At 38.2% G+C, this 24,806-nt stretch carries 28 protein-coding genes, 1 tRNA gene and 1 pseudogene; 16 read left to right on the forward strand and 14 right to left on the reverse strand.

The features are described from left to right. Positions 1 to 567: 567 nt before the first annotated feature. The 11 genes from J3U73_RS00490 (at position 568) to J3U73_RS00540 (ending at position 12,170) form a co-directional block, all read left to right on the forward strand. Positions 568 to 654, forward strand: a tRNA-Leu gene (locus J3U73_RS00490). 163 nt (positions 655 to 817) lie between these two features. Next, positions 818 to 1,465 (forward strand): glycoside hydrolase family 73 protein, encoded by a 648-nt coding sequence (locus tag J3U73_RS00495; protein ID WP_103752014.1) that lies wholly within the window; start codon positions 818 to 820, stop codon positions 1,463 to 1,465. An 80-nt stretch (positions 1,466 to 1,545) separates the two neighbouring features. After that, complete coding sequence (gene pcrA, locus J3U73_RS00500; protein ID WP_267409291.1) at positions 1,546 to 3,789, forward strand: DNA helicase PcrA; 2,244 nt, start codon at positions 1,546 to 1,548, stop codon at positions 3,787 to 3,789. Positions 3,790 to 3,836: 47 nt separating this feature from the next. Next, positions 3,837 to 5,849 carry an NAD-dependent DNA ligase LigA gene (gene ligA, locus J3U73_RS00505; protein WP_267409292.1) on the forward strand — a complete coding sequence of 671 codons (2,013 nt, stop codon included), beginning with the start codon at positions 3,837 to 3,839 and terminating at the stop codon, positions 5,847 to 5,849. Positions 5,850 to 5,863: 14 nt separating this feature from the next. After that, positions 5,864 to 7,003 carry a CamS family sex pheromone protein gene (locus tag J3U73_RS00510; RefSeq protein ID WP_267385086.1) on the forward strand — a complete coding sequence of 380 codons (1,140 nt, stop codon included), beginning with the start codon at positions 5,864 to 5,866 and terminating at the stop codon, positions 7,001 to 7,003. Positions 7,004 to 7,015: 12 nt separating this feature from the next. Continuing rightward, positions 7,016 to 7,318: an Asp-tRNA(Asn)/Glu-tRNA(Gln) amidotransferase subunit GatC gene (gene gatC / locus J3U73_RS00515; RefSeq protein ID WP_103752018.1), complete on the forward strand. Its 303-nt coding sequence runs from the start codon at positions 7,016 to 7,018 to the stop codon at positions 7,316 to 7,318. Then, positions 7,318 to 8,757, forward strand: coding sequence for an Asp-tRNA(Asn)/Glu-tRNA(Gln) amidotransferase subunit GatA (gatA, locus tag J3U73_RS00520; protein ID WP_267409293.1), 1,440 nt, complete (start codon positions 7,318 to 7,320; stop codon positions 8,755 to 8,757). Before gatC ends, gatA begins: the two co-directional genes overlap by 1 nt. 3 nt (positions 8,758 to 8,760) lie before the next feature. Further along, positions 8,761 to 10,191 (forward strand): Asp-tRNA(Asn)/Glu-tRNA(Gln) amidotransferase subunit GatB, encoded by a 1,431-nt coding sequence (gatB, locus tag J3U73_RS00525; RefSeq protein ID WP_103752020.1) that lies wholly within the window; start codon positions 8,761 to 8,763, stop codon positions 10,189 to 10,191. A gap of 31 nt (positions 10,192 to 10,222) precedes the next feature. Beyond that, the gene (locus J3U73_RS00530; RefSeq protein ID WP_220232870.1) at positions 10,223 to 11,143 is read left to right on the forward strand and encodes a diacylglycerol kinase family lipid kinase; all 921 of its coding nucleotides are present in this window, start codon (positions 10,223 to 10,225) and stop codon (positions 11,141 to 11,143) included. Positions 11,144 to 11,427: 284 nt separating this feature from the next. Then, positions 11,428 to 11,808, forward strand: coding sequence for a YbgA family protein (locus J3U73_RS00535; protein WP_267409294.1), 381 nt, complete (start codon positions 11,428 to 11,430; stop codon positions 11,806 to 11,808). Beyond that, positions 11,805 to 12,170 carry a TIGR02328 family protein gene (locus J3U73_RS00540; protein WP_220269298.1) on the forward strand — a complete coding sequence of 122 codons (366 nt, stop codon included), beginning with the start codon at positions 11,805 to 11,807 and terminating at the stop codon, positions 12,168 to 12,170. Before J3U73_RS00535 ends, J3U73_RS00540 begins: the two co-directional genes overlap by 4 nt. Positions 12,171 to 12,375: 205 nt before the next feature. On the opposite strand, the gene J3U73_RS00545 is transcribed toward J3U73_RS00540, so the two are convergent. Both J3U73_RS00545 and J3U73_RS00550 read right to left on the reverse strand, forming a co-directional pair. Next, a complete protein-coding gene (locus J3U73_RS00545) occupies positions 12,376 to 13,374 on the reverse strand; it encodes a choloylglycine hydrolase family protein (RefSeq protein ID WP_267409295.1) in 999 nt (332 codons plus the stop codon). A gap of 263 nt (positions 13,375 to 13,637) precedes the next feature. Then, positions 13,638 to 14,348, reverse strand: a complete 711-nt coding sequence (locus tag J3U73_RS00550) for a Bax inhibitor-1 family protein (protein WP_267409296.1) — start codon at positions 14,346 to 14,348, stop codon at positions 13,638 to 13,640. A gap of 175 nt (positions 14,349 to 14,523) precedes the next feature. Between J3U73_RS00550 and rlmD the strand changes: the two genes are divergently transcribed. After that, the gene (gene rlmD / locus J3U73_RS00555) at positions 14,524 to 15,876 is read left to right on the forward strand and encodes a 23S rRNA (uracil(1939)-C(5))-methyltransferase RlmD (RefSeq protein WP_267409297.1); all 1,353 of its coding nucleotides are present in this window, start codon (positions 14,524 to 14,526) and stop codon (positions 15,874 to 15,876) included. 113 nt (positions 15,877 to 15,989) lie between these two features. Here the strand turns inward: rlmD and J3U73_RS10900 are convergent, their stop codons facing one another. The 6 genes from J3U73_RS10900 to J3U73_RS00580 form a co-directional block, all read right to left on the reverse strand. Further along, positions 15,990 to 16,448 (reverse strand): DDE-type integrase/transposase/recombinase, encoded by a 459-nt coding sequence (locus J3U73_RS10900; protein ID WP_416381471.1) that lies wholly within the window; start codon positions 16,446 to 16,448, stop codon positions 15,990 to 15,992. A 9-nt stretch (positions 16,449 to 16,457) separates the two neighbouring features. Next, positions 16,458 to 16,607, reverse strand: a complete 150-nt coding sequence (locus J3U73_RS00560; protein WP_267409298.1) for a hypothetical protein — start codon at positions 16,605 to 16,607, stop codon at positions 16,458 to 16,460. Positions 16,608 to 16,705: 98 nt separating this feature from the next. Next, positions 16,706 to 16,984: a type II toxin-antitoxin system RelE family toxin gene (locus J3U73_RS00565; protein ID WP_220269303.1), complete on the reverse strand. Its 279-nt coding sequence runs from the start codon at positions 16,982 to 16,984 to the stop codon at positions 16,706 to 16,708. A gap of 2 nt (positions 16,985 to 16,986) precedes the next feature. After that, the gene (gene relB, locus J3U73_RS00570) at positions 16,987 to 17,214 is read right to left on the reverse strand and encodes a type II toxin-antitoxin system RelB family antitoxin (RefSeq protein ID WP_220269304.1); all 228 of its coding nucleotides are present in this window, start codon (positions 17,212 to 17,214) and stop codon (positions 16,987 to 16,989) included. 575 nt (positions 17,215 to 17,789) lie between these two features. Beyond that, entirely contained in the window at positions 17,790 to 18,737 is a 948-nt protein-coding gene (locus J3U73_RS00575; RefSeq protein ID WP_416381472.1) for an alpha/beta hydrolase, read from the reverse strand. A gap of 167 nt (positions 18,738 to 18,904) precedes the next feature. Further along, entirely contained in the window at positions 18,905 to 19,153 is a 249-nt protein-coding gene (locus tag J3U73_RS00580; RefSeq protein WP_267409301.1) for a hypothetical protein, read from the reverse strand. A gap of 585 nt (positions 19,154 to 19,738) precedes the next feature. Here J3U73_RS00580 and J3U73_RS00585 point away from each other — a divergent pair. Continuing rightward, complete coding sequence (locus J3U73_RS00585) at positions 19,739 to 20,017, forward strand: type II toxin-antitoxin system prevent-host-death family antitoxin (protein ID WP_267409303.1); 279 nt, start codon at positions 19,739 to 19,741, stop codon at positions 20,015 to 20,017. Beyond that, the gene (locus tag J3U73_RS00590; RefSeq protein ID WP_220220889.1) at positions 20,017 to 20,364 is read left to right on the forward strand and encodes a type II toxin-antitoxin system YafQ family toxin; all 348 of its coding nucleotides are present in this window, start codon (positions 20,017 to 20,019) and stop codon (positions 20,362 to 20,364) included. Before J3U73_RS00585 ends, J3U73_RS00590 begins: the two co-directional genes overlap by 1 nt. 41 nt (positions 20,365 to 20,405) lie before the next feature. Here the strand turns inward: J3U73_RS00590 and J3U73_RS00595 are convergent. The 6 genes and pseudogenes from J3U73_RS00595 to J3U73_RS00620 all read right to left on the reverse strand — a co-directional run. Continuing rightward, positions 20,406 to 20,713: pseudogene (locus tag J3U73_RS00595) on the reverse strand (transposase); the annotation flags it as partial. Positions 20,714 to 21,068: 355 nt separating this feature from the next. After that, a complete protein-coding gene (locus J3U73_RS00600) occupies positions 21,069 to 21,470 on the reverse strand; it encodes a type II toxin-antitoxin system death-on-curing family toxin (RefSeq protein WP_220269306.1) in 402 nt (133 codons plus the stop codon). After that, complete coding sequence (locus tag J3U73_RS00605) at positions 21,467 to 21,712, reverse strand: hypothetical protein (protein WP_220220892.1); 246 nt, start codon at positions 21,710 to 21,712, stop codon at positions 21,467 to 21,469. Before J3U73_RS00605 ends, J3U73_RS00600 begins: the two co-directional genes overlap by 4 nt. Positions 21,713 to 21,788: 76 nt before the next feature. Next, the gene (locus J3U73_RS00610) at positions 21,789 to 22,010 is read right to left on the reverse strand and encodes a hypothetical protein (RefSeq protein ID WP_267409304.1); all 222 of its coding nucleotides are present in this window, start codon (positions 22,008 to 22,010) and stop codon (positions 21,789 to 21,791) included. Between the two features lie 479 nt (positions 22,011 to 22,489). Next, positions 22,490 to 22,951 carry a DUF3021 domain-containing protein gene (locus J3U73_RS00615; protein ID WP_267409305.1) on the reverse strand — a complete coding sequence of 154 codons (462 nt, stop codon included), beginning with the start codon at positions 22,949 to 22,951 and terminating at the stop codon, positions 22,490 to 22,492. Next, on the reverse strand, positions 22,948 to 23,382 hold the full coding sequence (locus J3U73_RS00620) for a LytTR family DNA-binding domain-containing protein (protein WP_267409306.1): 435 nt from the start codon (positions 23,380 to 23,382) through the stop codon (positions 22,948 to 22,950). The genes J3U73_RS00615 and J3U73_RS00620 overlap by 4 nt, the downstream gene beginning before the upstream one ends. Before the next feature lie 293 nt (positions 23,383 to 23,675). Between J3U73_RS00620 and J3U73_RS00625 the strand changes: the two genes are divergently transcribed. Then, entirely contained in the window at positions 23,676 to 24,197 is a 522-nt protein-coding gene (locus J3U73_RS00625) for a GNAT family N-acetyltransferase (RefSeq protein WP_267409307.1), read from the forward strand. A gap of 5 nt (positions 24,198 to 24,202) precedes the next feature. Then, positions 24,203 to 24,649 (forward strand): DNA-3-methyladenine glycosylase I, encoded by a 447-nt coding sequence (locus J3U73_RS00630; protein WP_267409308.1) that lies wholly within the window; start codon positions 24,203 to 24,205, stop codon positions 24,647 to 24,649. Positions 24,650 to 24,806 lie beyond the last annotated feature (157 nt).

A 24,806-nucleotide genomic window follows, 5' to 3' on the forward strand; every position in this document is an offset into this window, starting at 1 on the left:
AAAATTTAACATTACTTCTAATAATCATCCATTATTGATCTATTGGTCAAAATTGGATGATTTTTTACTAAAAAGTAGATCTAGCTTAATAGAAAAAGTAATAAGTGTTGCTATTATATAAGCTTATTATAAAGAAAAAGGCAATGAAATTTAATTACGAACAAGAAACGAATTTAATTACAGCAGGTATTGGCAATATTAGTTAACATCGACAATTGGTTTGTACGGAAAGAAGATATAGGAAGGGTTACTTTGGATAGGGATTTTGCTTAGGGCACTAAAAGACAGATGAAGTTAACAGGTCAGCTGTAATAAATTTTATTTTTCAATCAGTTACTGAAAGGGTGAAATTTACGGATCGGACACCAATTCCGACCATAACATGCATAGTCCATCTCTGTATTTGGGAAAAGGCATTAAGATTATTATAAAATAAGATAACTAATTGGAAATTTTCATTTTATGACAGCATCTTTGCTTTTTTGTCGTAAAGAGCTAGCTCAGGCAATTTATTTTTAAAAAGCTCTTGTACTAGAATTAATTTTGGGTTATAGTATTGTATGTGTTGCGGGCATGGCGGAATTGGCAGACGCGCAAGACTAAGGATCTTGTGATCGCTTTTAGATCGTGGAAGTTCGAGTCTTCTTACCCGCATTAAATAAGAATGGAGCTTTGGCTCCATTTTTTTTGTATAGTTTAATTAAGGCACCACCAACTTTAAGGTGCTTTTTTATTTTAAAAATTAATTACATTGCATGACTTGAGCTAAGAAGAGTTTATACTTATAGATAATGATTAAGAAGTAAGGGTAAATTTCATGGCGAAAAGACGTAAGGGAAAAAAGCAGTCTAATTTTGTAATTATACTTCGCACGTTTATTATTCTGTTTGTGTTGATAATTGCATTTGTGGCATTTAGATATTATCGCCGGCAAGCAATTCAGTCAGAACAAATCAGGCAGGAACAGCTAGCACGTGAAGAGGCAAGACAAAAAATTATTCGGCAGCATAAGGCTTTTATTAAGGAAATTGGTCCGATTGCTAAAGAAGTTGACCGCGAGTTTGAGCTTCTCCCGAGTATTACAATTGCGCAAGCTTGTCTTGAAAGTGACTACGGTCAAAGCAGTTTGTCGCAAAAATATAATAATTTGTTTGGTGTAAAAGGCACTAATCCTAATACTTCAGCAGTTTTAACTACGAAAGAGTACGTTAAGGGCAAATGGATTGTGGTCAAGGCGCGCTTTCAAATTTATGATTCTTACGAGGCATCAATTAGGGCACATGCTAGGCTTTTTCAAAAGGGAACCACTTGGAATAAGCAACAATATAAACACGTTTTAACCGCCAAAGATTACCGCAAGCAGGCTCACGCACTTGTTCAAGATGGGTACGCCACTGATCCGAATTATGCTGATAAATTGATTAAACTAATTGAACAATATCATCTTGATCGGTTTGATAAATAAAAGGCAATCTATCCTAAAAGATGCCTTCTTTTTTGGTACAATAATATAGTTACAAAATTTGGTTTGTGAAGGGAATTAGCATGAGCGAAGAAGCAATTTTAACAGGATTAAACGAGCAACAGCAAAAAGCTGTCCAGATTACTGAGGGGCCATTATTGGTTGTTGCCGGTGCGGGATCAGGCAAGACCTCTGTTTTAACCAGGCGAATCGCCTATCTCGTCGAAGAAAAGCAGGTTCTGCCGTGGAATATTTTGGCAATTACTTTTACTAATAAGGCTGCTACTGAAATGCGCGAACGGGAACAAAAATTGCTTGGGCCGCAAGCAAATGACATTTGGATGTCAACTTTTCACGCTCTTTGTGTTCGGATTTTACGGCGTGATGCTGACAAAATCGGTTATGGCAGTAATTTCTCAATTACTGATTCATCTGAACAATTAACACTAATTAAGCACATTGAAAAAGAGCAGAATCTCAATCCTAAGGTGTATGAACCACGGCGCGTATTATCCGCTATTTCTAATGCTAAAAATGATTTATTAACTCCTGATGCCTTTGCCGCTAGTAGCTCGACCCCATTTGACAAGGTTGCTGCACAAGTATATCGAGAATACCAAAGGCGGTTAAAGCATGACCAGATTATGGACTTTGATGATTTGATTATGCAGACTTTAGTTTTATTTAAAACGGATCAGGCAGTTTTACACTATTATCAAAATAAATTTCGCTATTTGCTTGTGGATGAGTATCAGGATACTAACCAGGCGCAGTATGAACTCTGTCATGAATTAGCTGCCCAGTATAAAAATATTTGCGTTGTCGGTGATGCCGATCAGTCCATTTATGGCTGGCGCGGAGCAAATATGGAAAACATCATGAACTTCGAAAATGACTACAAGGATGCTGGCGTCCAAACAGTTAAGCTAGAGCAAAATTACCGCTCAACTGGTCATATTCTTTCAGCCGCTAATGCCGTGATTGAGAACAATCATAACCGAAAAGCCAAGAAATTATGGACAGACCAAGGAGACGGGGATAAGGTTACTTATTACCGTGCTCAAAGTGGTGACGATGAGGCGCATTTCATCATTTCAAAGATTCAAGAAGAGGTTAATGATCATAATCGCTCTTACCACGATTTTGCTGTTTTGTACCGGACAAATGCTCAATCGCGAACAGTCGAAGAAGCCTTTGTTAAGTCTAATGTTCCTTACCAAATTGTCGGCGGCCATAAATTCTACGATCGCAAAGAAATTATGGATATTATGGCATATCTTAAATTAGTGGCTAATCCGAGTGATTCGATGAGTTTTAACCGGATTATTAATACGCCAAAAAGGGGCATCGGCAATGTCAGTGTGGAAAAGTTTACGACTTTTGCTCGTGACAATAATTTGTCACTACTTGATGCATTTAGCCACTTGACAATGACTGGTTTAACCGCCAGAGCAGCCAATAAATTAAGTGATTTTGGTGCAAAACTGCGTGATGCCATTGAGTATGCTAAAGATCACAGTGTGACCGGCTTAACAGAAAAGATTTTGCAGGATTTTGGTTATACCGATGCGCTAAAGGCTGAAAAAACGATTGAAGCCGAAACAAGACTTGAAAACTTGGATGAATTTCTTTCTGTAACTAAGCGTTTTGATGATCAATATGAGCCGGAAGATGATGAGTCAAACGCACTGAGTGATTTTTTGGCTGAAGTTTCGCTGTTAAGTGATCAGGATGACCTGGCTAACAATGATGATCAAGTGGCATTAATGACACTTCATGCGGCTAAGGGACTGGAATTTCCTGTTGTATTCTTGGTAGGAATGGAAGACGGACTGTTTCCACTTTCACGTGCACTTTTAGAAGATGATCAGCTAGAAGAAGAACGTAGACTGGCTTATGTCGGCATTACCCGTGCTAAGCGGAAATTATATCTAACTAATGCTTACTCTAGAATGATGTATGGCAGAACGCAGAATAATCCACCATCAAGATTTTTGGATGAGATCGACCTAGATGATTTAGAAACTGAAAATGCGGCTGCTCCAAGTATGACTGATAGCAATTTTCAAGTTCAAACGGCTCCGTTTGCAAATGTTGATGAGCGTGCCCGTGCGCAAGTTTATACCCCAAAGGTTAAGCCTGCAGGTGCTGTGGGGGCTGAGAAAAAAGGTTGGAATGTTGGCGATCAAGTTGAACATAAGGCTTGGGGACGCGGAGTCGTTGCCAAGGTTAATGGTACTGGTGAAGACATGGAGCTTGATATTGCATTTCCAAATATTGGAATCAAGCGCCTTCTAGCAGCATTTGCCCCAATTAAAAAGGTATAATGAAATCGGTAAGATCAAAATAATATTTTTTAATCAGGAGGAACAAAATGGCAGATTTAACTCTTGATGAAGCCAGAAAAGAAGTCGCTTCGCTTAGAGATAAGCTCGATCAGTGGGCTGATGCATACTATTCAAAAGATGCGCCAGAAGTTGAAGATAATGTTTATGACCAAAACTATCAGCGGTTAGTTGAATTGGAACAACAATTTCCACAACTGGTTACGCAAGATTCAATTACGCAACGTGTTGGTGGTCAACTTGACAGTGAATTAACGAAGGTTACCCACCAGGTGCCAATGCTTTCAATGGGGGATGTATTTTCCAAAGAGGAGCTGCGTGCCTTTGATGAGCGGGTGCAAAAGCAAATCGGTCATGAAGTTGCCTATAACGTCGAACTAAAAATTGACGGCTTATCAATTAATTTGGAATATACGGGTGGCAAGCTTACACGGGCGTCAACGCGTGGAAATGGTTTAGTCGGTGAAGACGTAACGCCGAATGCCCGCTTTATTTCAGATATTCCACAAACCTTGCCGGAAAAATTGACCATGGAGGTACGTGGCGAGTGTTATATGGGTAAGGAAGCTTTTGCCAAGTTAAACAGTGAACGTGATGAAAATGGTGAGACCGTTTTTGCTAATCCGCGAAATGCTGCTGCCGGATCATTGCGCCAGCTAGATGCTAGTATTACCAAGCACCGTAATTTAAGTACTTTCATTTATACTTGGGTTAATCCTCCTGAGGAAATCAAGAGTCAGCATCAAGCAATTGAGAAGATGACAAGTTTAGGTTTCCACACTAATCAAACAGGTAAACGACTGGCTAAGATGGATGAAATCTTTGCGTTTATTGATGAATACACCACTAAACGTGATTCACTGCAATACGGCATTGATGGCATTGTACTTAAGGTCGATGACTTGAATTTGCAAAATGAACTGGGCAATACGGTTAAAATTCCGCGGTGGGAAATTGCCTATAAGTTTCCACCAGAAGAGCAAGCAACAGTTGTTCACGAGATTAAATGGACGGTTGGCCGTACCGGTGTTGTAACGCCAACCGCAATCATGGATCCGGTACAGCTGGCTGGGACAACCGTCTCACACGCTGTTTTGCATAACGCCGATTTGCTCAAGCAAAAAGATGTCCGGATTGGTGATACCGTGATGCTGCATAAAGCTGGCGATATTATTCCAGAAATTTCAGAAGTGGTCATGTCCAAACGCCCTAAGGATAGTGAACCTTATCCGATTCCAACAGAATGTCCTTCATGTGGTGAAAAATTAATTCACTTAAAAGATGAAGTTGCATTGCGGTGTGTTAATCCTTCATGTCCTGCTCAGATTGAAGAGGGCATTACCCACTTTGCTTCGCGGCCAGCAATGAATATTGATGGTTTAGGACCGAAAATTGTTCGACAATTAATTGCAAACGATTTAGTTCACAACGTAGCTGACTTATACCATTTACAAGCCAGCGATTTAGCTAAGCTTGATCATTTTAAGGATAAGTCAATTAATAATTTATTGACTGCAATCAACAATTCGAAGAGAAATTCGGTTGAATTACTGTTAACCGGTCTTGGAATTGATCATGTTGGTGCTAAAGCTGCGCGTTTAATTTCCCAAAAGTTTAAAAATATGACAAAGATTATGGAAGCGGACGTGCAAGAAGTAGCTGCAATCGATACAATAGGCATGACAATTGCAGAAGCATTGACGACTTATTTTGCGCAAGATGAAGTGGTCGAACTAGTCAAAAAACTGCAGGCTAGTGGTCTTAACATGGATTACTTGGGTAAAACCGAGGAACAAGTAGAAGAAATTCCTGATAATTATTTCAAAAATAAGACGGTAGTTTTAACCGGAACGCTTTCCCACTTTACTCGTAGTGAATTTACCCAAAAGTTGCAAGCCCTGGGTGCCAAGGTAACTGGGTCTGTTTCTAGTAAAACTGACTATGTCATTTATGGTAAAGATGCTGGTTCAAAATACACTAAGGCGCAAAAGCTTGGTGTGCCGTTATTGACTGAGGAAGAAGCAATTGCTCAGGTTAAATAAAGGAAACAAGTAAAGTGAAAAAATATCTGCAGATAATCGCAATTTTAGGAGCAGCAGTTAGTTTAACAGCTTGTGGTAATTTAAAAAATTCCAATCTGGCTAATAATGCTAAAACGTCATCTAGTTCAAGTACTAAAACTTATCAGACTACAGAAACCGGTAATAACGGTTATACGGTTTTATTAAAAAATGGTCACTATGTTACTAGTCCAATCGCTGGTTTAACAGCAACCGATAATGATAATTCAGTTGACACGCGTGAACTTGAACGTGGACTTATTCAAATTTCTAAAGAGGCATTTTCAACTAACTCATTTGTTTTTCAAGAAGGGCAATACATTACATCAACGGTTGCCAATGACTGGTTAGGTCGAAAATCAAAATCTAATCCTTTAGGACTTAATCCCGAATTAGGAACGAAGAAAAAGTACAATCCGTATTATTTGGAAGAAATCATGGAGCAGGACTTTTTAACTGGCTCGGGGTCAAATTATCGCATAGGCGGGATGAGTATCGGCTTAGCCATTAATTCGATTGATTACTATCAAAAGAAAAAGGGTGGGCCAGAATATCAAATGACAATTCCGCGTTCAGCCCAAAAAAAATATGGCCAGCAGACTGCTGAACAAATAGTGGCGCGATTACGGAAGAAAAAAGCGTTAAAGAATATTCCGATTACGGTTGGCCTTTTTGCTAAAGAAAGTAAAGATTCGTTAGTTAGCGGAACTTACTTTTTGAGCGGGACAGCGGCTGCTAATAGTAGTAAAATAACTAAATGGAAAACTATTAACACCCAAACAGAGGTATTGCCAACTATTGGTAATAAAAAAGCAATCAACAGTAGTAACGCTTCAAGCTTCAACAGTTTTAAGGAATCAATTCAAAATTATTTCCCTAATATTAGTGGCGTTACTGCTACGCTGCGCTATGAAAATGGCAAACTAGCACAAGAAAATATCTCGATTACAACACAGTTTTACGGCTATGAGCAAATTCAAAGCTTTACTAGGCTTGTTTTGTCAACTGCGAAGAAGTATTTGGCTAGTGATGTGCCGATTGAAATAAAAATTGGTTCGGTAAACGATATTCAAGCGTTGGTTGCCAAGGAAACAGGAGATAGTAGTTATCAAGTCCATATTTATGGCGGTGAATAAGGAGGTATATGCGTGGAAATCACAGAAGAAACAATTAAGCACGTTGCGACTTTGTCGCGGCTTGAGATTAATGATAAAGATATTGAAAAAGTGACTGAGCAAATGAGTTCAATCATCAATATGGCTGATCAGTTATCAGAAGTTGACACTGATGGTGTTGACGAAACGGTACAAGTAGTTGACCGTGATACTGTATTTAGAGAAGACAAACCTGAGCACTGGCAAGACCGTGATGAATTAATGAAAAATGTTCCTGAACAAGCCAATGGCTTTATCAAGGTTCCTGTAATTATTAATAAGGATGAGGACGAGTAATGAATTATTTAAATGAAGATATTGACTCATTAAACGAAAAGCTTGCCCAAGGAACATTGTCCGCAGACAAATTGGCGCAAGATACAGTCGCAAACATTAAAAAGACGGATGACAAGCTAAACGCGTGGATTACGGTTCAAGAAGATGCCAAGCCAGCAGAAAACTTGGATTTTGCTAAGAATAAATTAGCTGGTATCCCAATTGCTATAAAAGACAACATCATCATTAAAGATGTTAAGACAACAGCCGCTAGCCATATTTTGGACAATTACATTCCAGTTTATGATGCAACGGTAATTGAGCGCTTAAAGAAGGCGCAAGCAACTTTTGTCGGTAAAACTAATATGGATGAATTTGCGATGGGGTCATCAACTGAGCACTCATACTTTGGCGCAACCCATAATCCGTGGAATTTGGATAAGGTACCTGGAGGTTCATCTGGTGGTTCTGCTGCAGCTGTTGCCTCTGGTCAAGTAGTTGCCGCTTTGGGTTCCGACACCGGTGGTTCAATTCGTCAACCGTCTGCTTTTAACGGTATTTTTGGTATTAAACCAACTTATGGTCGTGTATCTCGTTGGGGCTTAATTGCTTTTGCTTCCTCACTTGATGAAATCGGGGTAATGAGTAAGCGTGCTAAAACTTCGGCACAAGTGCTTAACGTTATTGCCGGTGCTGATGACCATGATTCTACTCTTTCAACTAGAGAAGTGCCTGATTTCACTAAGTACATCGGTAAAGATGTCAAGGGAATGCGGGTAGCAGTTGTTAAGGAATACATGGATGCCGTTGATGGCGAAGTGCATGATATCATTCAACAACAAATTGATACTTTAAAGGATGCTGGCGCCATTATTAATGAAGTATCGCTTCCATTAACTAAGTATGCCGTTCCTGATTACTATATCATCGCATCAAGTGAAGCATCATCTAACTTACAAAGATTTGATGGTATTCGTTATGGCTACCGCTCAAAAGATGCTAAAAACTTACTTGATGTCTATGTTAAATCACGTTCAGAAGGCTTTGGTGAAGAAGTACAGCGTCGAATCTTGCTTGGTTCATTTGCTTTGTCTGCTGGCTCATATGACCGTTTCTTTAGACAAGCTTCCAAAGTAAGAACGTTGATTTGCCAAGACTTTGACCAAATTTTTGCTGAAAATGATGTTATCGTTGGACCGACAACGACAACACCAGCATTTGGAATTGGCAGTGAAATTTCTGATCCAATTAAAATGTACAATAACGATATTTTAACGATTTCTGCTAATTTGGCTGGAATTCCTTCTGCTAGTGTACCTGCTGGCTTGGTTGAGGGAATGCCAGTTGGCTTCCAAATTATGGCTAAGCGCTTTGACGAAGGCAGTATTTTCCAAGTTGCCGACTTTATTGAACGTAGTAACCAATTTTATGAAAAAACACCAGCTGGAATGGAGGATTAATTGATGAATTTTAAATCAACGATTGGGTTCGAGGTTCACTTCGAACTAAAAACTAAGAGTAAGATTTTCTCACCTTCACCAGTTAGCTATGGTGCAAAGCCAAACACGGAAACAAATGTCATTGACTGGGGAATGCCTGGTGTCTTACCTTATGTTAACAAGGATGTTTATCGTTTGGGAATTATGGTTGCGCTAGCAACACACTCACATATTTTGCCAACCACCCACTTTGACCGGAAGAACTACTACTACCCAGATAGTCCTAAGGCTTATCAGATTACGCAATTCTTTCAACCGCTTGCTCGTGATGGTTATGTTGAAATTGAATCTCATGGCAAAAAGAAGCGAATTGGTATTCATGAAATGCATATCGAAGAAGATGCCGGTAAGAACACGCACGGAACTAACGGCTTTTCTTACGTTGACTTGAACCGTCAAGGTGTTCCGTTACTGGAAGTTGTTTCTGAACCTGAAATTGCTGATCCAGATGAAGGTTATGCATACCTTGAAAAACTACGGAAGATTGTTCAATTTACCGGTGCTTCCGATGTTAAGATGGAAGAGGGTTCAATGCGTGTTGATACTAACATTTCAATTCGTCCTGCAGGCCAAAAAGAACTTGGCACTAAGGTTGAAATGAAGAACTTGAACTCGTTTGAACATGTTCGTAAGTCATTAGCTTATGAAGAAAAGCGGCAAGCCCAAGTTTTGCTTTCAGGTGGCCGGGTTCAGCTGTCAACTCGTCGTTTTGATGAAGCAACAGGTAAGACAGTTCTTGAACGGGTTAAGGAAGGCGATGCTGATTATCGTTACTTCCCAGAACCTGACATTGCGCCTGATCACATTAGCCAAAAATGGATTGATGAAATTGAATCCACCTTGCCGCGTTCAGCTGAAGAGCGGTACAATCAATATGTAGGCGAGTTTGGCTTAAAAGATTATGATGCACAAGTTCTTTTGCAAACGAAAGAAAGCTCAGACTTCTTTGATAAGACAGTGGCAGCTGGTGCTGATCCACAACTTGCAGCTAACTGGATGAATACGCAAGTTAATGGTTACTTAAATGATAACCGGGTTGAACTAACAGATATTAAGTTGACACCTGAACATTTAGCTGCAATGATTAAGCTAATTAAAGACGGAACAATTTCTTCTAAGATTGCCAAGAAAGTTTTTGCTGAAACAATTGCCAACGGCACTGATCCGAAGAAATACGTTGAAGATAAGGGCATGGTGCAATTATCTGATACTAGTGTATTAGAGCCAATGGTCAAAGAAGTGGTTGACAATAACCCACAATCGGTTGAAGACTTTAAGAATGGTAAAGACCGTGCGATTGGATACTTAGTTGGTCAAATCATGAAACAAACTCGTGGTAAGGCTAACCCGAAGGTAATCAACCAACTTCTAAACCAAGAATTACAAAAGCGGTAAAAGTAAATTTTAAGTAATAAGGTAGTTAACTATGACTAAAAAAGCAAGATTGATTTATAATCCTGTATCTGGTCACGAACAGATGCCTAAGAATGTCGCAGACATTTTAGACGTCTTAGAGCGAGCTGGTTATGAAGCCAGTGCTTTTAGGACTACGCCAGAAAAGCAGAGTGCGCAAAAAGAGGCTACTCGTGCTGCCAACGATGGCTTTGATCTCATTGTCGCAGCTGGTGGCGATGGCACAATCAATGAAGTAGTCAATGGAATAGCATTTTTAGAGCAAAGACCAAAGATGGCGATTATTCCAGCGGGAACGACTAACGATTATGCCCGTGCTCTGCATATCCCCCGTGATAGTATTAAGGCAGCCAGTAAGGTAATTCTTAATAATAAGACCCGCAAGATGGATATTGGCCAAGCAACCTTTGCCAAGGATACGCAATACTTTGTTAATATTGCGGCTTGTGGCTCTTTAACGGAGTTAACCTATGGCGTTCCTTCAGAAGTAAAATCTGCGTTAGGTTATGCTGCTTATCTCATTAAGGGTGCAGAAATGTTGCCGCACTTGACTGAAAATGAGATGCGCTTAACCTATGATGCAGGCGTTTACGAGGGAAAGCTATCGATGCTTCTACTGGGAATGACTAACTCGATTGGTGGCTTTGAACAGATTATGCCTGATGCCCAACTTAGCGATGGCTTATTCCAATTAATTATCGTTAAACCGGCGGATCCAGTTAAGTTATTGAAGCTGATGGCTTTGGCCCTAAATGGTAAGCACGTGGATGACCCAGACATTATTTACACTAAGACTCACAGTTTAAAGATTGAACTGATGGGAAAGAGTGTTGGCCGCAAATTACCAGTTAATCTCGATGGGGAAATCGGTGATTACTGCCCTGTTACTTTTAAAAACTTACAGCAACGCATTGAATTTTTTGTTGGTGAATAATAAAAATTATAAAAAGGAGCAATTACTTTTACGAGTAATTACTCCTTTTTTGTTAGTCGCTATTATAATTAATTTTTTCGACCGGTTGTCTCCAGCAAGTATACTCATTAGACTTATTGCAACAATGTTTTGGGAAGCAAAATTCTGGATTTTTGGGTCAATTTTTTTCTGGGCAAAATTGGCTAGGTAAGGGTAAATTATTTGTTTGAAGATGGTACTTAGTAATAAAATGCAATTAAAGTTAGTTTCTTACTAAAAAAATATCAAAAGCCGAGGCAAGAAAAATGGATAAATGGCAAGAGAAATGGGCTTATAACAAGTACTGGGTAATGGCTCATTCGCAAGCATATTACGAACGGATTAGATTGCTAGCCAAAAATAACGATTGGTCAGATGCAAAAAATGCTGAGTTTGAACACTTACTGGCAAAAGCTGCCAGCGAGCCGCCAACGGTTAAAACGTTAACTAATGCTTACCAGCATGTTTGGGGTTATTTTAAGAAAATTGCGACAACTGAAGAAAAACAAACTTATTTACGGCTACTGCAAGAATTATCACCGCAAACTGATAAATTAGGACCGTTTTTAAGCCGTTTAACTGAAAAGTATCAAGTTGCTTATTTACTAAACTCGCGTTTAATGCAGGAGTGGAATGAGAAATCATGAGATTATGGCACCAAGATTTAATTTGGCAATTACCGCGCCAACAATTATTAGGACAGCATCGTGAAATTGCCGCTTTACGTGGACGCGGCTGGGGCAAACCTCATGCCACCGTTAATTATGTTTTTCAATATTCGCCATATAAATTGTATCAGTTTCATTTACTGGTGCTAGCCGAAATGGAGCGCCGCCATTATCACCCAAATAATAACTGGTTCGACCCATACTACCGCGGGCAATATTGTTCTAAGTATGAAAACTTGCCAGCTGTACCTTGGACTGATCCAATTTATCCTGAGCACGATGATGCCTATTTACAGAGTTGCTTGGAAAATTTAGCCCATAAGGGAATTGAATTAAATTAAGGTAGGGTTTATTAAAATGCGGATATAGTTGTGCGGCCTTATGGGTAGGTTTTAAAATAAATAGCCAAACAAAAAAGATGAGCACTTAGAAATAAATGCTCATCTTTTTATTTATCAATAAATTCAGTCTTTACGTTTGGTAGCAAAAGCAACTACCCGATAGCTGAACATGATGGTAATTAGCTATACCTTTATGCAGTTCAAATTAGTTTAGTCGTTCAATATCTTCTTTAGGATTTACCTTAAATTCACGGTAATCAGTTTCAGCTTCGAGTTCTGGGGTTAATTGAACACACCTAATCCGTTGGTTGCCGTAAGTAGAATAATAATAGGTCTTTGATTCTGCACAAATATAAGCAGCATAGCAGGTAAAATCAAATGTTTGGTCAGGAGTTACTACAATGCCGCGCGGGATGCTGACAGATTCGAGGATGTGATGAGCCAAAGTTACTGCACCAATTTCATCCTTTGGCTGCTCAACATTATTTTTCATAAAGGCTGTCCGAACAAAGCGTGAAGTTGGTGTAAAGTCACCGGGCAAGCCAAATGTACCTGATCCTTGGCTAAAAGGCTTCAAGGTTTTGCCCAAGAACGCAACGTCATCATGCTGCTTAGGCGTGACCGCTAAATAGTTGCGTAGATTAGTCTCATGCCAATGGTAGTCAGGACTGTTAGTCATCACGCCAATCGAGTCTTCAATAAGGTGAATGCCATCTTGTTGGGGTTCCACAATTAGGCTTGCACCTGAAGTGTCGGAGAAAATGTAGTGAAGAGGGGGAACAACTTTTAAAGTTGGATTCCCCTCGTCAACAATGGTAATTTGCTTTTTAAATAGGTCTTTAACTTCTGCCAAAGAAGCTGCTTGCGCTAAAATTACCGAAATGATTTTGTCAGGAGAAACTGCCCAGGTACCAGGAGCCGCTTGTTCTTGATATGAAGCATATCCGGGGAAATAAAGGACGGCTCCAGTAACACCAGCATCATTAACCCCGTCACAAGTAATCGGACCATCATCAAGGCTGCCCATACCGATAAAAGCGTGTTTACTAGTAATCTCTTGTCTAGCTTCGTAAGAAACAGTGAAAGTCTTTTGTTTTGGTACAAAAACCACTTGTTCTGCCATTTCCATCATAAAATCCATTGTTCGCGATAAAAAGTGTTTCTTATCCTTAGTTTCCATTGTGAAACTGCTGCAGCCAATCATATTGCTACCTCCATATGTATAATAATGTCATTAATTTTTTTGATATGAAGAAAAGTATAAGAGTAATAGTAATATAATTCAAGCTATTTCTAATAAAAATATTAAAGAATAGCTACTAATTAAAATGGATTTACAGCTTACCACAATTGTTGCGCCCCAAGTGCTATAGAGCCCTTTATTTAAGCAAAGAAAACCCCTCTCCAGAAAAGAACAATACATTCTAATCCGGAGGGGGTAACTTCATTATAACTAACTGCAACTAATTAGTTGTTATTGCTGCCTGTTCCGCCAAAGATTTCAAGTAAAAACATGAAAATATTGACAAAGTCGAGGTACAACTGCAGGGCACCAAGGACAGCTAAGCCAGTTTCTGCGACCTGATCACCATAATTGTTATAAATGATTTTCATTTTATTAGCGTCACTAGCGGTTAGACCGGTAAAAATAATAACGCCAATGAATGAAAAGATATAAGTAATGGCTGGATTATGCAAAAACATGTTGACAATCCAAGCTACTAAAAAGCCAATGAGTGCAGCACTTAGATAAGAATTCCAGTTAGATAAATCTTTTTTGGTAATAGTGCCAAACACGGCCATTGCAATAAAAACCGCTGCTGATGAAATAAAGGCAGTGGTAATTTGCGTACCGGTGTAAAAACCAGCAATTAGTGCAAACTCGAAACCATAAATTACTGCTAAAACGCCTAGCATTACCAGACTAGCTACTGGGTTGCGGTCGGCCTTAAAGCTGATTCCCATTGACAGAACAAAAGGAACCAGTAGGATTAGCCACATAATTGATACTGGCATGTTCATGACAGCAGTTCGAAAAACGGTTATGGTTAAGTAAGCAGCTAAGGCGGAAATTAACACAGCCCCAGCCATAAAACCATACATTTTGGTTAAAAAGCCGTTCGTCTCGCTTATAGTGTGAATTTGGCGCCGATCTGAATTTGTTTCAAAATTATTCATAAAAACGTCCTTTCTAGTTGAAATGATTAGTAATAAAACTAACACATTTTTAGATGTGAGTGAAGAGCTATTAGTTAAATTAAATCAAAGTTAAGAATGACCTAGAATGTTACTTTTTCCGCTTTTTCTAGTAAAATAGAGAAGTTAACTAATTGTTTGTAAAAAAGGACAAAAAATGGAAAAAAATCAAATTATTGAATTAGAAATTACTGACTTGTCGTACGAAGCCATGGGCGTGGCGCATTACGAAGGGATGACCGTTTTTGTCACCAACGCTTTACCAGGTGAAACGGTCAGTGCCAAAATCTTAAAAGTCAAGAAGAATTTTGCCTTTGCAAAAATCGAACAAATCATCAAGGAAAGTCCCGACCGTGTGAACATTAAGCTTAATCAATGGGTGCAAACTGGTCTAGCTTCGCTTGCTCATATCAACTATGACAAGCAGCTCGAATTCAAACGGAATCAAGTGGTTAATTTACTGCAAAAAGCGCACTTAGACGACGTGGAAGTCGGTCAAACGCTGCCGAGCCCTGAAGAAACAGGTTACCGTAATAAGGCGCAAGTACCTGTGCGTGAAGTTGGCGGTCAACTTGAAATTGGCTTTTTCCGGCGCCATTCACACGATCTGGTGCCACTAACCAATTTCTTTACAACTGATCCCGAAATTGACCGCGTCTTAGTTGCTGTTCGCGATGTTTTACGCCAATACCGCGTTCCGGCATATGATGAAATTCATAATGAAGGCGAAGTCAGATACCTCGATGTCCGTCGCAGTAAAGCAACTGGCGAGATTATGGTTATCTTGGTTTGTTTACATAAGGATTTTCCGCAACTGCCAAAAGTTGCGGAAGCGATTGAGGCAATCGAAGGCGTGACCAGCCTTGTGTTAAATTACAATCCGAAGAAAACTAATGTTATTTTGGGCAAAGTCGACTACTTGATTTTTGGTAAGCCGCAAATTACTGATCAAATCGGCGATGTGAAGTTCAGAATTTCACCGGAAAGTTTCTTTCAAATCAACTCACTGCAAACGCCGCGATTGTATGACTTGGCAATTAAAAAGGCTGAGCTTACGCCAGATGATGTTGTCGTTGATGCCTATTCAGGTATTGGGACAATTGGGTTGACGGTCGCCAAGCATGTTAAATCCGTTCGCGGGATCGAAAGCGTGCGTGATGCGGTCAAGGATGCCAATAACAATGCTGAAATCAACAATCTGCATAATGCCAAATATGTGACCGGTAAAGCCGAAGAGGTAATGCCAAAGTGGGCAGCTAAAGGGATGAAGACTGACGTTATTTTTGTTGATCCACCAAGAAAGGGCTTGACGCCGGAATTTATCGATGCGGCTGTTAAAACTGGTCCCAAGAAGATTGTTTATATTTCATGTAATCCAGCTACCATGGTCCGCGACTTACAAGAATTTCAAAAACTGGGTTATGATTTTAACCGCATTGACCCAGTTGATATGTTCCCACAAACGCCGCATGTGGAGGCGGTAACGGTACTGGAACGGATTAAGAAATAGGCGATAAATCGCGGACTGGTTGCATTTATCGGTGATTAAAAGTGTACTTTTTCCTCTCTGCACGATTGGGATTAGTGCACTTTTTGCTTTTGACAGCTGAGTATGCAATTGGTCTAGTTTTTGAAAAAGATCACTCTGTATTGCTCAACCTTCATGATGTGAAAGAGACTCCCACAGGCCCTATTGTCGGGGCAGGTCGCCCGCCGCGACATGCTTTGAAAAACGTGGTGCTGCTTTAGGGTCTGGCAATATGCTCTGGACTGGTATTGGATACCCTGGTCGCTGTGAATCGTCATGCGGTAAGGTAGTTTAGGCCGGATGGCCAAAACCTGCTTGAGTCCTTCCAGAACATACTTGATTTGCGGCCGCTGACTAATGATGTAGCTGATGATTTCACCACTGTAAAGATCTTTAAAAGGTGAAAAGTATAGCCGTTCGCTCATGCTCTTTTTGCCATAGCGAAACTCGCTGATATCAGTGACTAGCTCTTGATAGGTCTTGTCATGTTCTTTTCTCCAGTTTAAGACTTGGAGCTTGAATTGAGCACGATAATTTTGCAGTGTTTGCCGAATTTCTAAGCCCTACACCCCAAAATACCGGTATTGCGGATCCCAAGTATCAATTGTTTGATGTGATCCAGCGCCAATTATTTGCTCCAGGGAGCAGCTGCTGCAAACTTCTTTGAGCAAATTAAGAGCTTGTAATTTTTGTTCAGCGGTAAATTTAACCATAGTAAAACCCTCCAGATGGATTTTGGTCCAATCTAGAGGATTAATTCCCAAGCCTATGCTCTTCTTGAATAAGGCCTATAGGGCGGATAAAAGTTAGCTTACCTTTTTCGTTTGTAGACGTCATTTCTTTTACCTGCCTTTACGACAACAACGGTAAAAACTTCGTCTTGAATATCAGCAATGATGCGATAACTACCAACCCGGTAACGCCATAAAGTACCAAGTTCACCTTCTAGGGGCTTACCCCAAATGCGTGGATTATCTGACCCTTCGATGTGTTTGTCGAGCCAATTAATAATTCGCCGCTGAACAGGCTTATCAAGACTTTTCTTGAAATCTTTCAGCGCTTTTTGATTGAACGACCACGTGTATCGCATAATCAAAGACCTAATTGCTTCTTAACATCATCACGAGATACAGTTTGGCCGTGGGATTCGCGGATGTTTTTGACTGCATCTTGGTAGTCAAGACTATCCGCGAGCTTTTCTAGAACGGCATTACGCATGAATTCAGTAGAAGTTTGACCATCAAGATTTGCTTGTCTATGAATCAGGTTTAAAACGTCTTCATCAAAACGAATGGTAGTAGATTTAGTAGCATTTGCCATGTTTAGACCTCCTCAGATATGTTAATGATATTATACCATAATAGAATGCAGATGCGTTCTACTATGCCTTTTAAAGCATCAATATTCCTCGACCGTCATAAATGATGTACTTGCCATTTATTCCTAAAACGGGGCAATATTTGAAATTGTGAAATCAAGTTAACAAATACAATGCTTTATATTGAGCAAAAGTAATTGTCCAACTTAGTTAGCGGTACGTGGAGGCGGAAACGGTGCTGGAACGGACTGAAAAATAGGTGATAAGTTGCGGTCTGGCTGCATTTAAAAATGATTAAAAGTGTATCTTTTCCGATTTTGATGATGGGAAAAGGTACATTTTTGGCATTTTATAACTTGAAAGTTGTGCTTTGTGGAAAGCTGAAATTGATCCTTAAGCATCTTTATATATTTACTTGATATGAGTAGACTATATGGACATCACAGATTTCTTAAGCTGTTTTCTCATATATAATTATACTTATTTATTAGAATTAAAAAATAAGCTAAGGCATATTGACTTTTCTATCATGCTCATTAAAAGACTAATCGAAACGTCTGCAAAGACATAGCCTAATCTATTTGATATATTTGGCTAAAAACGAAGCAACACGTTTTTTATATTCTTTAGGATGAACTGAAAAGGATTTAGCATGTTTAGCTTTTGGAGCAACCCATATTTCCTTTGGTCCTCTGGTAGCCTGATAATTAGAGTAGATCATTTTGGTTGGGACAAAATGATCTTCACTACCATGAATAAACAACATTGGTCTATAATTTTTATTTAATTGCTTAACACTAGAGGCATCGCCCATAAAATAACCGACTTTCAACTTGTTGATGCCACTTAAAATTTCAACGAGAGGAAAACGGGGAAATGCTGGCATATTATAAAGCGCTTCAGCTTCATATTCTATTTCGTCTTTAACACTAGTATAACCACAATCTTCAATAAATGCCTTAACTTGATGAGGTAGTTTAAGACCACTGGTCATCATGGCAGTTGCACCACCCATGCTTATGCCATAAATTACAATTTGTTGCTGCTTCCCTTTTTTTCGCAGTAAATAGGAAACCCACTTTTTGGTATCGTCCTTATCTGGCCAACCATAACCAATATATTTTCCTTCGCTCTCTCCTTGTGCACGAGGTTCAGGTGTTAAAGTATTGTAGCCTAGCTCGTAGAATAAGGCATCAAATATACCTGCATCTTCCTTGGTGTCCGTATAACCGGGCAAAACAATAACTGTTTTACTAGAATTTTTATATGGAATGTAGTTAGCGTCTAATTTATATTTGCCATCGGCAGAAAGCATATACCACTTTTCTTTTGGAGTTTTCTTGAACCAGATCTTTTCGTGGTAAAGTGGATCGGATTTCTTGATCACATTGCTAGAAGAACTTAAAAAGCTTTTTTCACCTGGAACACATGCTACTGTGAAAAAATAATAGCCAGCTCCAACAAATGATAAACACACTAGTAAGATAATCACAATTAAGGAAAACCACAGTTTTTTATGTTTCAACTTTTTCAATTGATAATCCTCCCTTCCTATGAGGAGTAGTTAATTTGCGTAGCCCCAGCAATACTTGAAAAAATGGCCGAAGTCAGCGGGCCAGCAATTGCTAAAATGGCATTTAAAAGACCCATTGACGAAGCTAGAATCTTTCGATCGACTGCGTTAACGAGCCACTACATTAATTTAGGGCTGGCAATCCTGATGAAGAAACCAAGAATGGTAAATGAAATTAAACAAGCAATCATGTTTCGATTAAGCATGGAGATCATAACGATAGCAATGCTACATAAATCAAATAGAGCAATTTGAAATAAAGTCGCGTTTTTTAATAAACTTGATCCTAATGCACTGCCCTTAGCTATCCCAATGGAAACAATCGCTCTTGCAAGGGCAATAATTAAGCTAAAATTACCGATAAGCATCGCTTTGTTGCCAGCAATAATGGTTGAAATTAACGGTTCAGTCGCGGTAAGTATACCATTAAATATCGCAATACTACAACAACGGTTAAACAGACCGTTAGCTTTCTTGATTTGCTTAACTCGGTAATATCATTTTCGTAAAAACCGGTTAATAAAACATCTAGATTACTTGCTTTTAGATAGGTTATCAAAAGGGCTAATTTATCCTTATTCCAATCATCGCTGATTTTGTTAAGTAAATTGTTAGGCGCTTTCTTAATCCGTATTAAAGGCAAACACACTCGGGCTCCTAGATTCCTCTATCTTGAAGAATTTTTAATCGTTGCTGATCACCAACTACGCGTCCAGCTTGTTAGTTATAAATAATGGGGTCAACTTAGCCGAATTCTTCTATCGAGCGTTTTAACTTTTTGTAATAGTAATCGTCCGGCTTTATGTATTTTCATGGGTTATAATCTGCAAGGGGTGAGGCACGCAATTTTCTTTTTTACACATTTCATTGGAAATTTTCTTTCCGAAGTAGGTTTAATTTATTGAAAAAGTGACAAAATCAAGTACAATATTAAGTACAAGGGGGTGCTTTTCATGACTTTAGTATTAACACAAAGTGATTTTAGAGCTCACATAAAAAAGTATTTAGATCAGATAAATGATGATGATGAGGTGGTCTATGTTGCTCGATCAAATAGCCGTTCAGTAGCAGTACTTTCCCAAGAAAAACTATATTGGATGGAAAAAACTTTGCAAGCCAAGGAAGATTCTCTTGACTATGCAATTGCTCGAGATCAGCTAATTCAACGGAATGTTTTGCCAGATGACCCAATTGTTGAATCGAACAATGACTATTGGAGTCAGTTTAAATAATGGCAAGACTACAATTTAGACCACGTGCTACCTTCAATGCTGATTTGAAACGATTAGGACGGCTCGATCCAACTATCATTGATGATGTTCGTTCAGCAATTGACGAATTATTAGAGAATGGGACCCTATCAGATGAATATGGCGACCATTCACTAAAGCGAAGATTATCCGGATATAGAGAGTTCCATGTTCGTGACACTCCTCACGGAAAACAACCAAATGATATCAACGACGTATTGGTAATCTGGTATGTTGAGCGTAATGAGTTAGTTGCAGTAGGGGTCCGAGTTGGATCACATAGTCGGTTGTTTCCTAATCAAAATGGTTCAAAAAAGTATCATAAATAAAAAATGATGTGAACCCCAAAATTAGGACAGTTTAATAAATTTTAACTAAGGACTAATTTCCGATATTCAAGCGGACTTAGTCCTTTTAGTTTTACTTTGATTCCTTGCTTGTTGTAGTAACTGATATATTTATGAATTGCTTCTTCCAGCTCTTTTAGTTTCTTAAATTGGCCTTCAAAGCCATAGAATATTTCCTGTTTGAGTATGCCAAAGAACCCTTCCATCAATTCATCATCTAAGGAGTTGCCTTGCCCTTACGCGACATGGACTGATCAATCCCATGGTCTTTTAGCCATGCTTGGAATTGGGGATGCTGGTACTGCCAGCCTTGATCCGTATGAAAAATTAGGCCATTAATGCTGGATGCTTGCGCCAAGCCTGTTTTTTGAACTCAAGTGAATATTCAGTATACGGCTGGTCTAAAATAGCTAGGTCGTGATGTTTAATGAGGGCAAGCAAATACATAATGTTAGCAGGATTAATGCCATAACGTCAACCCAATCCTTTAGGCCCAAGGTGATAATTCCGCCCAAAATTGAAGATTTCAATTTTATCTTGCTTAGATAATTTAGCCATAATAAAAACCTCGAAGTTGTCCTAAGTTCGGGGTTCATATCAGAGACTATGCATTTTTTGTTTGGCTGCTTATACTTCTCGTAAAAATCAAGTGCAAAATAAAAACACCAAATTTATAAAATGTGGTGCTAATTATTAGATTTAATACTGTGCAATTTAAGGACCTCAGATATTTTCATCATTTCGTCTTCAGAATCATTAGCAAGCGTAACTTGTATTATTAGTGCTTCGCCTTCGTCAGCTGTTAAATGTGTTTCATAGCCGTTCTTTTTGAGAAATAATAGTGTTGCCAAAAAAGCCGTTCGTTTATTGCCGTCAACAAAAATATGTTTTTTAGTAATTTTTTGCATAATATAAGCTGCCTTTAACCAAATAGTTGGGTAAAGTGTATGCCCAAAAACAACCATTTGCGGTTGTTCAATGACTAAAGAAAGGCCTTCAGGGTATTGGATGCCTTGGTAACTTTGACCAACTCCTTCAAGAACATATTTATTAATAGCAATAATTTCCGCTGTGGTTAAGTAAATCATTCTTCTTTCAGGCGCTCCATTAATTCTTTATTTTCATTAAATAATTGTTTAATCATATTCTGAGTGTCGGAGCTTACTGTTTGTTTCTTACGGAAGGTAATTGTCTGTCCATCTGGTGAAATTGTTTTTTCAAATTCATCACCAGGCTTAGCCTGAAGAATTTCTTGATCACTTTTTGTTAACCTGAGACCAAATGAATTGCCTGCTTTAAAGAATTTAGACTTTCCTGTTAGTTTTAACATCATATCACCTCGTAATTACATATTAGCATATGGTGATTACGACAGCTACTAATGATTCTTAATTTAAAAAATTTGATCAGTCGGCTGCTGCAATTACCTGCTTTTTCTTATAAATTTTTAGCATAAGAGCCAAGGTAACGGCGAAGGCCATTAAAATTACATATAAGGAATAGTTAACCTGCGTGGCGCCAGCAATACTTAAAAAATAATCGAAGTCGGGCGGGCCAGCAATTACTAAAATGGTATGTAAAAGACCCATTGATGAGACTAAAACATTTCGGACGACTGCTAAAATCAAGTTTCAGCTACTATTGTCGGTAAAAAGCAGCAAAAAGGCAATCATGTAAAGGATAAAGATCAAGACCAAAATTATCTGATCAAAGTGAAAGCGGGTGTGCAGAATTTCTTCTTCCTGGGGATGCCCGAATATGGCAAAGAGGTAGAAAAAGAGCTGGAAAAATATCAATGACTTAGGGTCGGCACTTGCCGAGTTTAAGCAAATAACAGAAAGTTGAACATCCAACGAAGGAAGTTCAACTTTTTTGTTTTATAAGGGGGTTGATTTCATTAATCCAATCATCAAAGTCGGTAAGGTTAACGTTTGCTTCAGTTTTACCATCTCCAGCTGCTTGTGAATCAGATTAAGTAGATTTTTATTGAAACGAATCGTAATAGATTTAGTAGGTACCTTAATGTAAGTTTCTTAACTTTATTAAAGCTGTTTTAGCATACCAGAACCTAAGGGCAATCTACTAAGGCGATCATATTTCTTAATAATTACTGCTTTTTGATTTTTTGATTAATGCGCTTTATTTCTCGGGCAGCTTTCCAATAATAAAAAATCCAAAATAACAAAAAGATCAAAATGAACTCAGCTGTGAAAATAATCATGTTTATCCAATTTAAGGGAAACCAACCTGCAAGAATAGCCAAAGGAGTAAAACCGACATAATAGATAATAAAACTAGTTATTGTTTGCCTTAGGTATGACCATTTTCTGATGGAATAAACCATGCTGCCAAAGCCGAAAACCAATCCTATTAGTGCCCAGAGCAAAGCTGAAACTGCAACCGCGTCTAAAGGACGAGCGAATTTTTTAACAAAGGTAATAGTCGATGGATAATAAAATAAATTGGGATTTCCTATGTAGCTAAAAATTAATGAAATTACCAGGCCGATAAAAACACCTGTTGTTGCAAATCTAAAAGCGTAAGATAGATATTTAACTGTTTTTTTCATATGCCAAGCCTCTCTTTCAGGTTTCTGATATTACGTCTGGAAATTTGAATCCGATGGTTATTAGTTAAAACGACATCAATTAATCCGTTGTCAAGGAGCTCGAGATGATCAATGTAATTGAAGTTAAAAATTGCACTCCTTGAAGCTTCAATAAAGTAATTGGGTAAGTTGGCCTTCATGTTAGATAAACGGTCGTGATAAGAAAGCTGCTGGTTTTCTGTATAAATGTTAGTTTCTCTACTGGCCACTTCTAATGAGTAAATATCCTGATATTTAACCGGAATAATTTGAGCTTGATAACGACACCATAAAACGTCATCGCTTGAGGACATTACTTGTAAAAAGTCGTTGATCTTGGGTGTCATTTCTTTGATCCAAAGTTCACCGTGTTCCTCCTCCAAATTAGAGTCGATGTGACAATTAATTTTCATCTTTCTGCCTCCTTTGTCATTAAGTATAGTCGATAGATTTGTCAATTTTCTGTTTCTGCACTGAGTGGTCAAGAATTTGACATCAATGGTTGTTAGTTTGCAAATAGTGGTTAGAAATCTGTTTAAAATATATCATTCTTCAATTCTGTAGATTAGTTTGAAAATAATGCTACTTTATTATTGATAAGTATTAATTTTACACATACATTTTGATTATTAATTAGTTTCTAGTATTTGCTATAATTTGAGTTGAATTAGTTACAAATGAATTGATTAGGATTAAAAATTAACACATGAGCAATGATCACAATCAAATCAAAGGTAAAAAGCATTTTGAGATAAAGCAAGTAGAAAAAATAACTGATGAACACTGGAAATTGCTGCTACTTGCTGATCCTAGTAAAGATTTAGTAGAACGTTATTTGCAATCGGGTAAAACATTTGAATTTAGAAAAAATACCAAACTGGCAGCGATTATGGTATTAAAAGAAGTTTCCCAATTCAAATTAGAAATTAAAAATATTGCAGTTGATCCTGCGTTTGAAAATCAAGGAATCGCTACTAGGCTACTGAAATACGCATTTTGCTATGCTAAGAAGCATCAATATCAACAAGTGCTGATTGGAACAGGGAGTACAAGTTTTAAACAACTATACCTTTACCAGAAAATGGGTTTTCGAATTAGTCATGTTAAAAGAGATTTTTTTGTTAAAAATTACAAGTATCCTATTCATGAAAATGGCTTGTTACTACGCGATATGTTAGTTTTAGTAGCTGATCTCACTGAACTGAAAAATGATTATTATAAAGGATAAAGCAAATGACAAATGAAATTAAGCGTTGCGATTGGGCAACCAAAAGCCAAATCGAACAAGACTATCATGACAGGGAATGGGGCATTTCCGTACATGACGATTACCAGTTGTTTAAAATGTTAGTATTAGAAGGTAAACAAGCCGGTCTTAGCTGGTCAACAATTTTAGCTAAAAGAGATACGCTTTGTGAAGCTTATGATCATTTTAATCCACAGACTATGGTTACTTACGATGATAATAAAGTCGCTGAATTGTTACAAAACAATAGCGTAATTAAAAACAAGTTGAAAATCAAGGCTGCTATTAATAATGCACAAGCATATTTTAAAATATGTGAAGAACTTTGCTCCCTTGATAATTATCTTTGGTCATTTGTAAACCAAAAGCCAATTATTAATTCATGGACAAGTACGGATCAGGTACCAAGAAGTATTAAATTATCTAACAATTAAGTTGAAGAAATGTGTTTTATCCTTTCATTTTCAGATTTTTGATATTTCGCTTGAAAATTTTAATACGACACGATGATTATAAATTAAAACGACATCAATTAGTCTTATGTCAAGTAACTCCAAGTGTTCAATAGTATTATGACAAAAATTGAAATGG

Origin of the sequence: Lactobacillus sp. B4005 (genome assembly GCF_026536045.1) — a bacterium.
In the GTDB taxonomy this organism is placed as follows: domain Bacteria; phylum Bacillota; class Bacilli; order Lactobacillales; family Lactobacillaceae; genus Lactobacillus; species Lactobacillus panisapium.

Excerpts from the sequence above, each read along its gene's own strand:
- J3U73_RS00495 (WP_103752014.1), top strand. The coding sequence starts at position 818 with ATGGCGAAAAGACGTAAGGGAAAAAAGCAGTCTAATTTTGTAATTATA.
- pcrA (WP_267409291.1), top strand. The coding sequence starts at position 1,546 with ATGAGCGAAGAAGCAATTTTAACAGGATTAAACGAGCAACAGCAAAAA.
- ligA (WP_267409292.1), top strand. The coding sequence starts at position 3,837 with ATGGCAGATTTAACTCTTGATGAAGCCAGAAAAGAAGTCGCTTCGCTT.
- gatA (WP_267409293.1), top strand. The coding sequence starts at position 7,318 with ATGAATTATTTAAATGAAGATATTGACTCATTAAACGAAAAGCTTGCC.
- gatB (WP_103752020.1), top strand. The coding sequence starts at position 8,761 with ATGAATTTTAAATCAACGATTGGGTTCGAGGTTCACTTCGAACTAAAA.
- J3U73_RS00530 (WP_220232870.1), top strand. The coding sequence starts at position 10,223 with ATGACTAAAAAAGCAAGATTGATTTATAATCCTGTATCTGGTCACGAA.
- J3U73_RS00535 (WP_267409294.1), top strand. The coding sequence starts at position 11,428 with ATGGATAAATGGCAAGAGAAATGGGCTTATAACAAGTACTGGGTAATG.
- J3U73_RS00540 (WP_220269298.1), top strand. The coding sequence starts at position 11,805 with ATGAGATTATGGCACCAAGATTTAATTTGGCAATTACCGCGCCAACAA.
- J3U73_RS00545 (WP_267409295.1), bottom strand. The coding sequence starts at position 13,374 with ATGATTGGCTGCAGCAGTTTCACAATGGAAACTAAGGATAAGAAACAC.
- J3U73_RS00550 (WP_267409296.1), bottom strand. The coding sequence starts at position 14,348 with ATGAATAATTTTGAAACAAATTCAGATCGGCGCCAAATTCACACTATA.
- rlmD (WP_267409297.1), top strand. The coding sequence starts at position 14,524 with ATGGAAAAAAATCAAATTATTGAATTAGAAATTACTGACTTGTCGTAC.
- J3U73_RS00560 (WP_267409298.1), bottom strand. The coding sequence starts at position 16,607 with ATGGTTAAATTTACCGCTGAACAAAAATTACAAGCTCTTAATTTGCTC.
- J3U73_RS00565 (WP_220269303.1), bottom strand. The coding sequence starts at position 16,984 with ATGCGATACACGTGGTCGTTCAATCAAAAAGCGCTGAAAGATTTCAAG.
- relB (WP_220269304.1), bottom strand. The coding sequence starts at position 17,214 with ATGGCAAATGCTACTAAATCTACTACCATTCGTTTTGATGAAGACGTT.
- J3U73_RS00580 (WP_267409301.1), bottom strand. The coding sequence starts at position 19,153 with ATGCTTATCGGTAATTTTAGCTTAATTATTGCCCTTGCAAGAGCGATT.
- J3U73_RS00585 (WP_267409303.1), top strand. The coding sequence starts at position 19,739 with ATGACTTTAGTATTAACACAAAGTGATTTTAGAGCTCACATAAAAAAG.
- J3U73_RS00590 (WP_220220889.1), top strand. The coding sequence starts at position 20,017 with ATGGCAAGACTACAATTTAGACCACGTGCTACCTTCAATGCTGATTTG.
- J3U73_RS00600 (WP_220269306.1), bottom strand. The coding sequence starts at position 21,470 with ATGATTTACTTAACCACAGCGGAAATTATTGCTATTAATAAATATGTT.
- J3U73_RS00605 (WP_220220892.1), bottom strand. The coding sequence starts at position 21,712 with ATGTTAAAACTAACAGGAAAGTCTAAATTCTTTAAAGCAGGCAATTCA.
- J3U73_RS00615 (WP_267409305.1), bottom strand. The coding sequence starts at position 22,951 with ATGAAAAAAACAGTTAAATATCTATCTTACGCTTTTAGATTTGCAACA.
- J3U73_RS00620 (WP_267409306.1), bottom strand. The coding sequence starts at position 23,382 with ATGAAAATTAATTGTCACATCGACTCTAATTTGGAGGAGGAACACGGT.
- J3U73_RS00625 (WP_267409307.1), top strand. The coding sequence starts at position 23,676 with ATGAGCAATGATCACAATCAAATCAAAGGTAAAAAGCATTTTGAGATA.
- J3U73_RS00630 (WP_267409308.1), top strand. The coding sequence starts at position 24,203 with ATGACAAATGAAATTAAGCGTTGCGATTGGGCAACCAAAAGCCAAATC.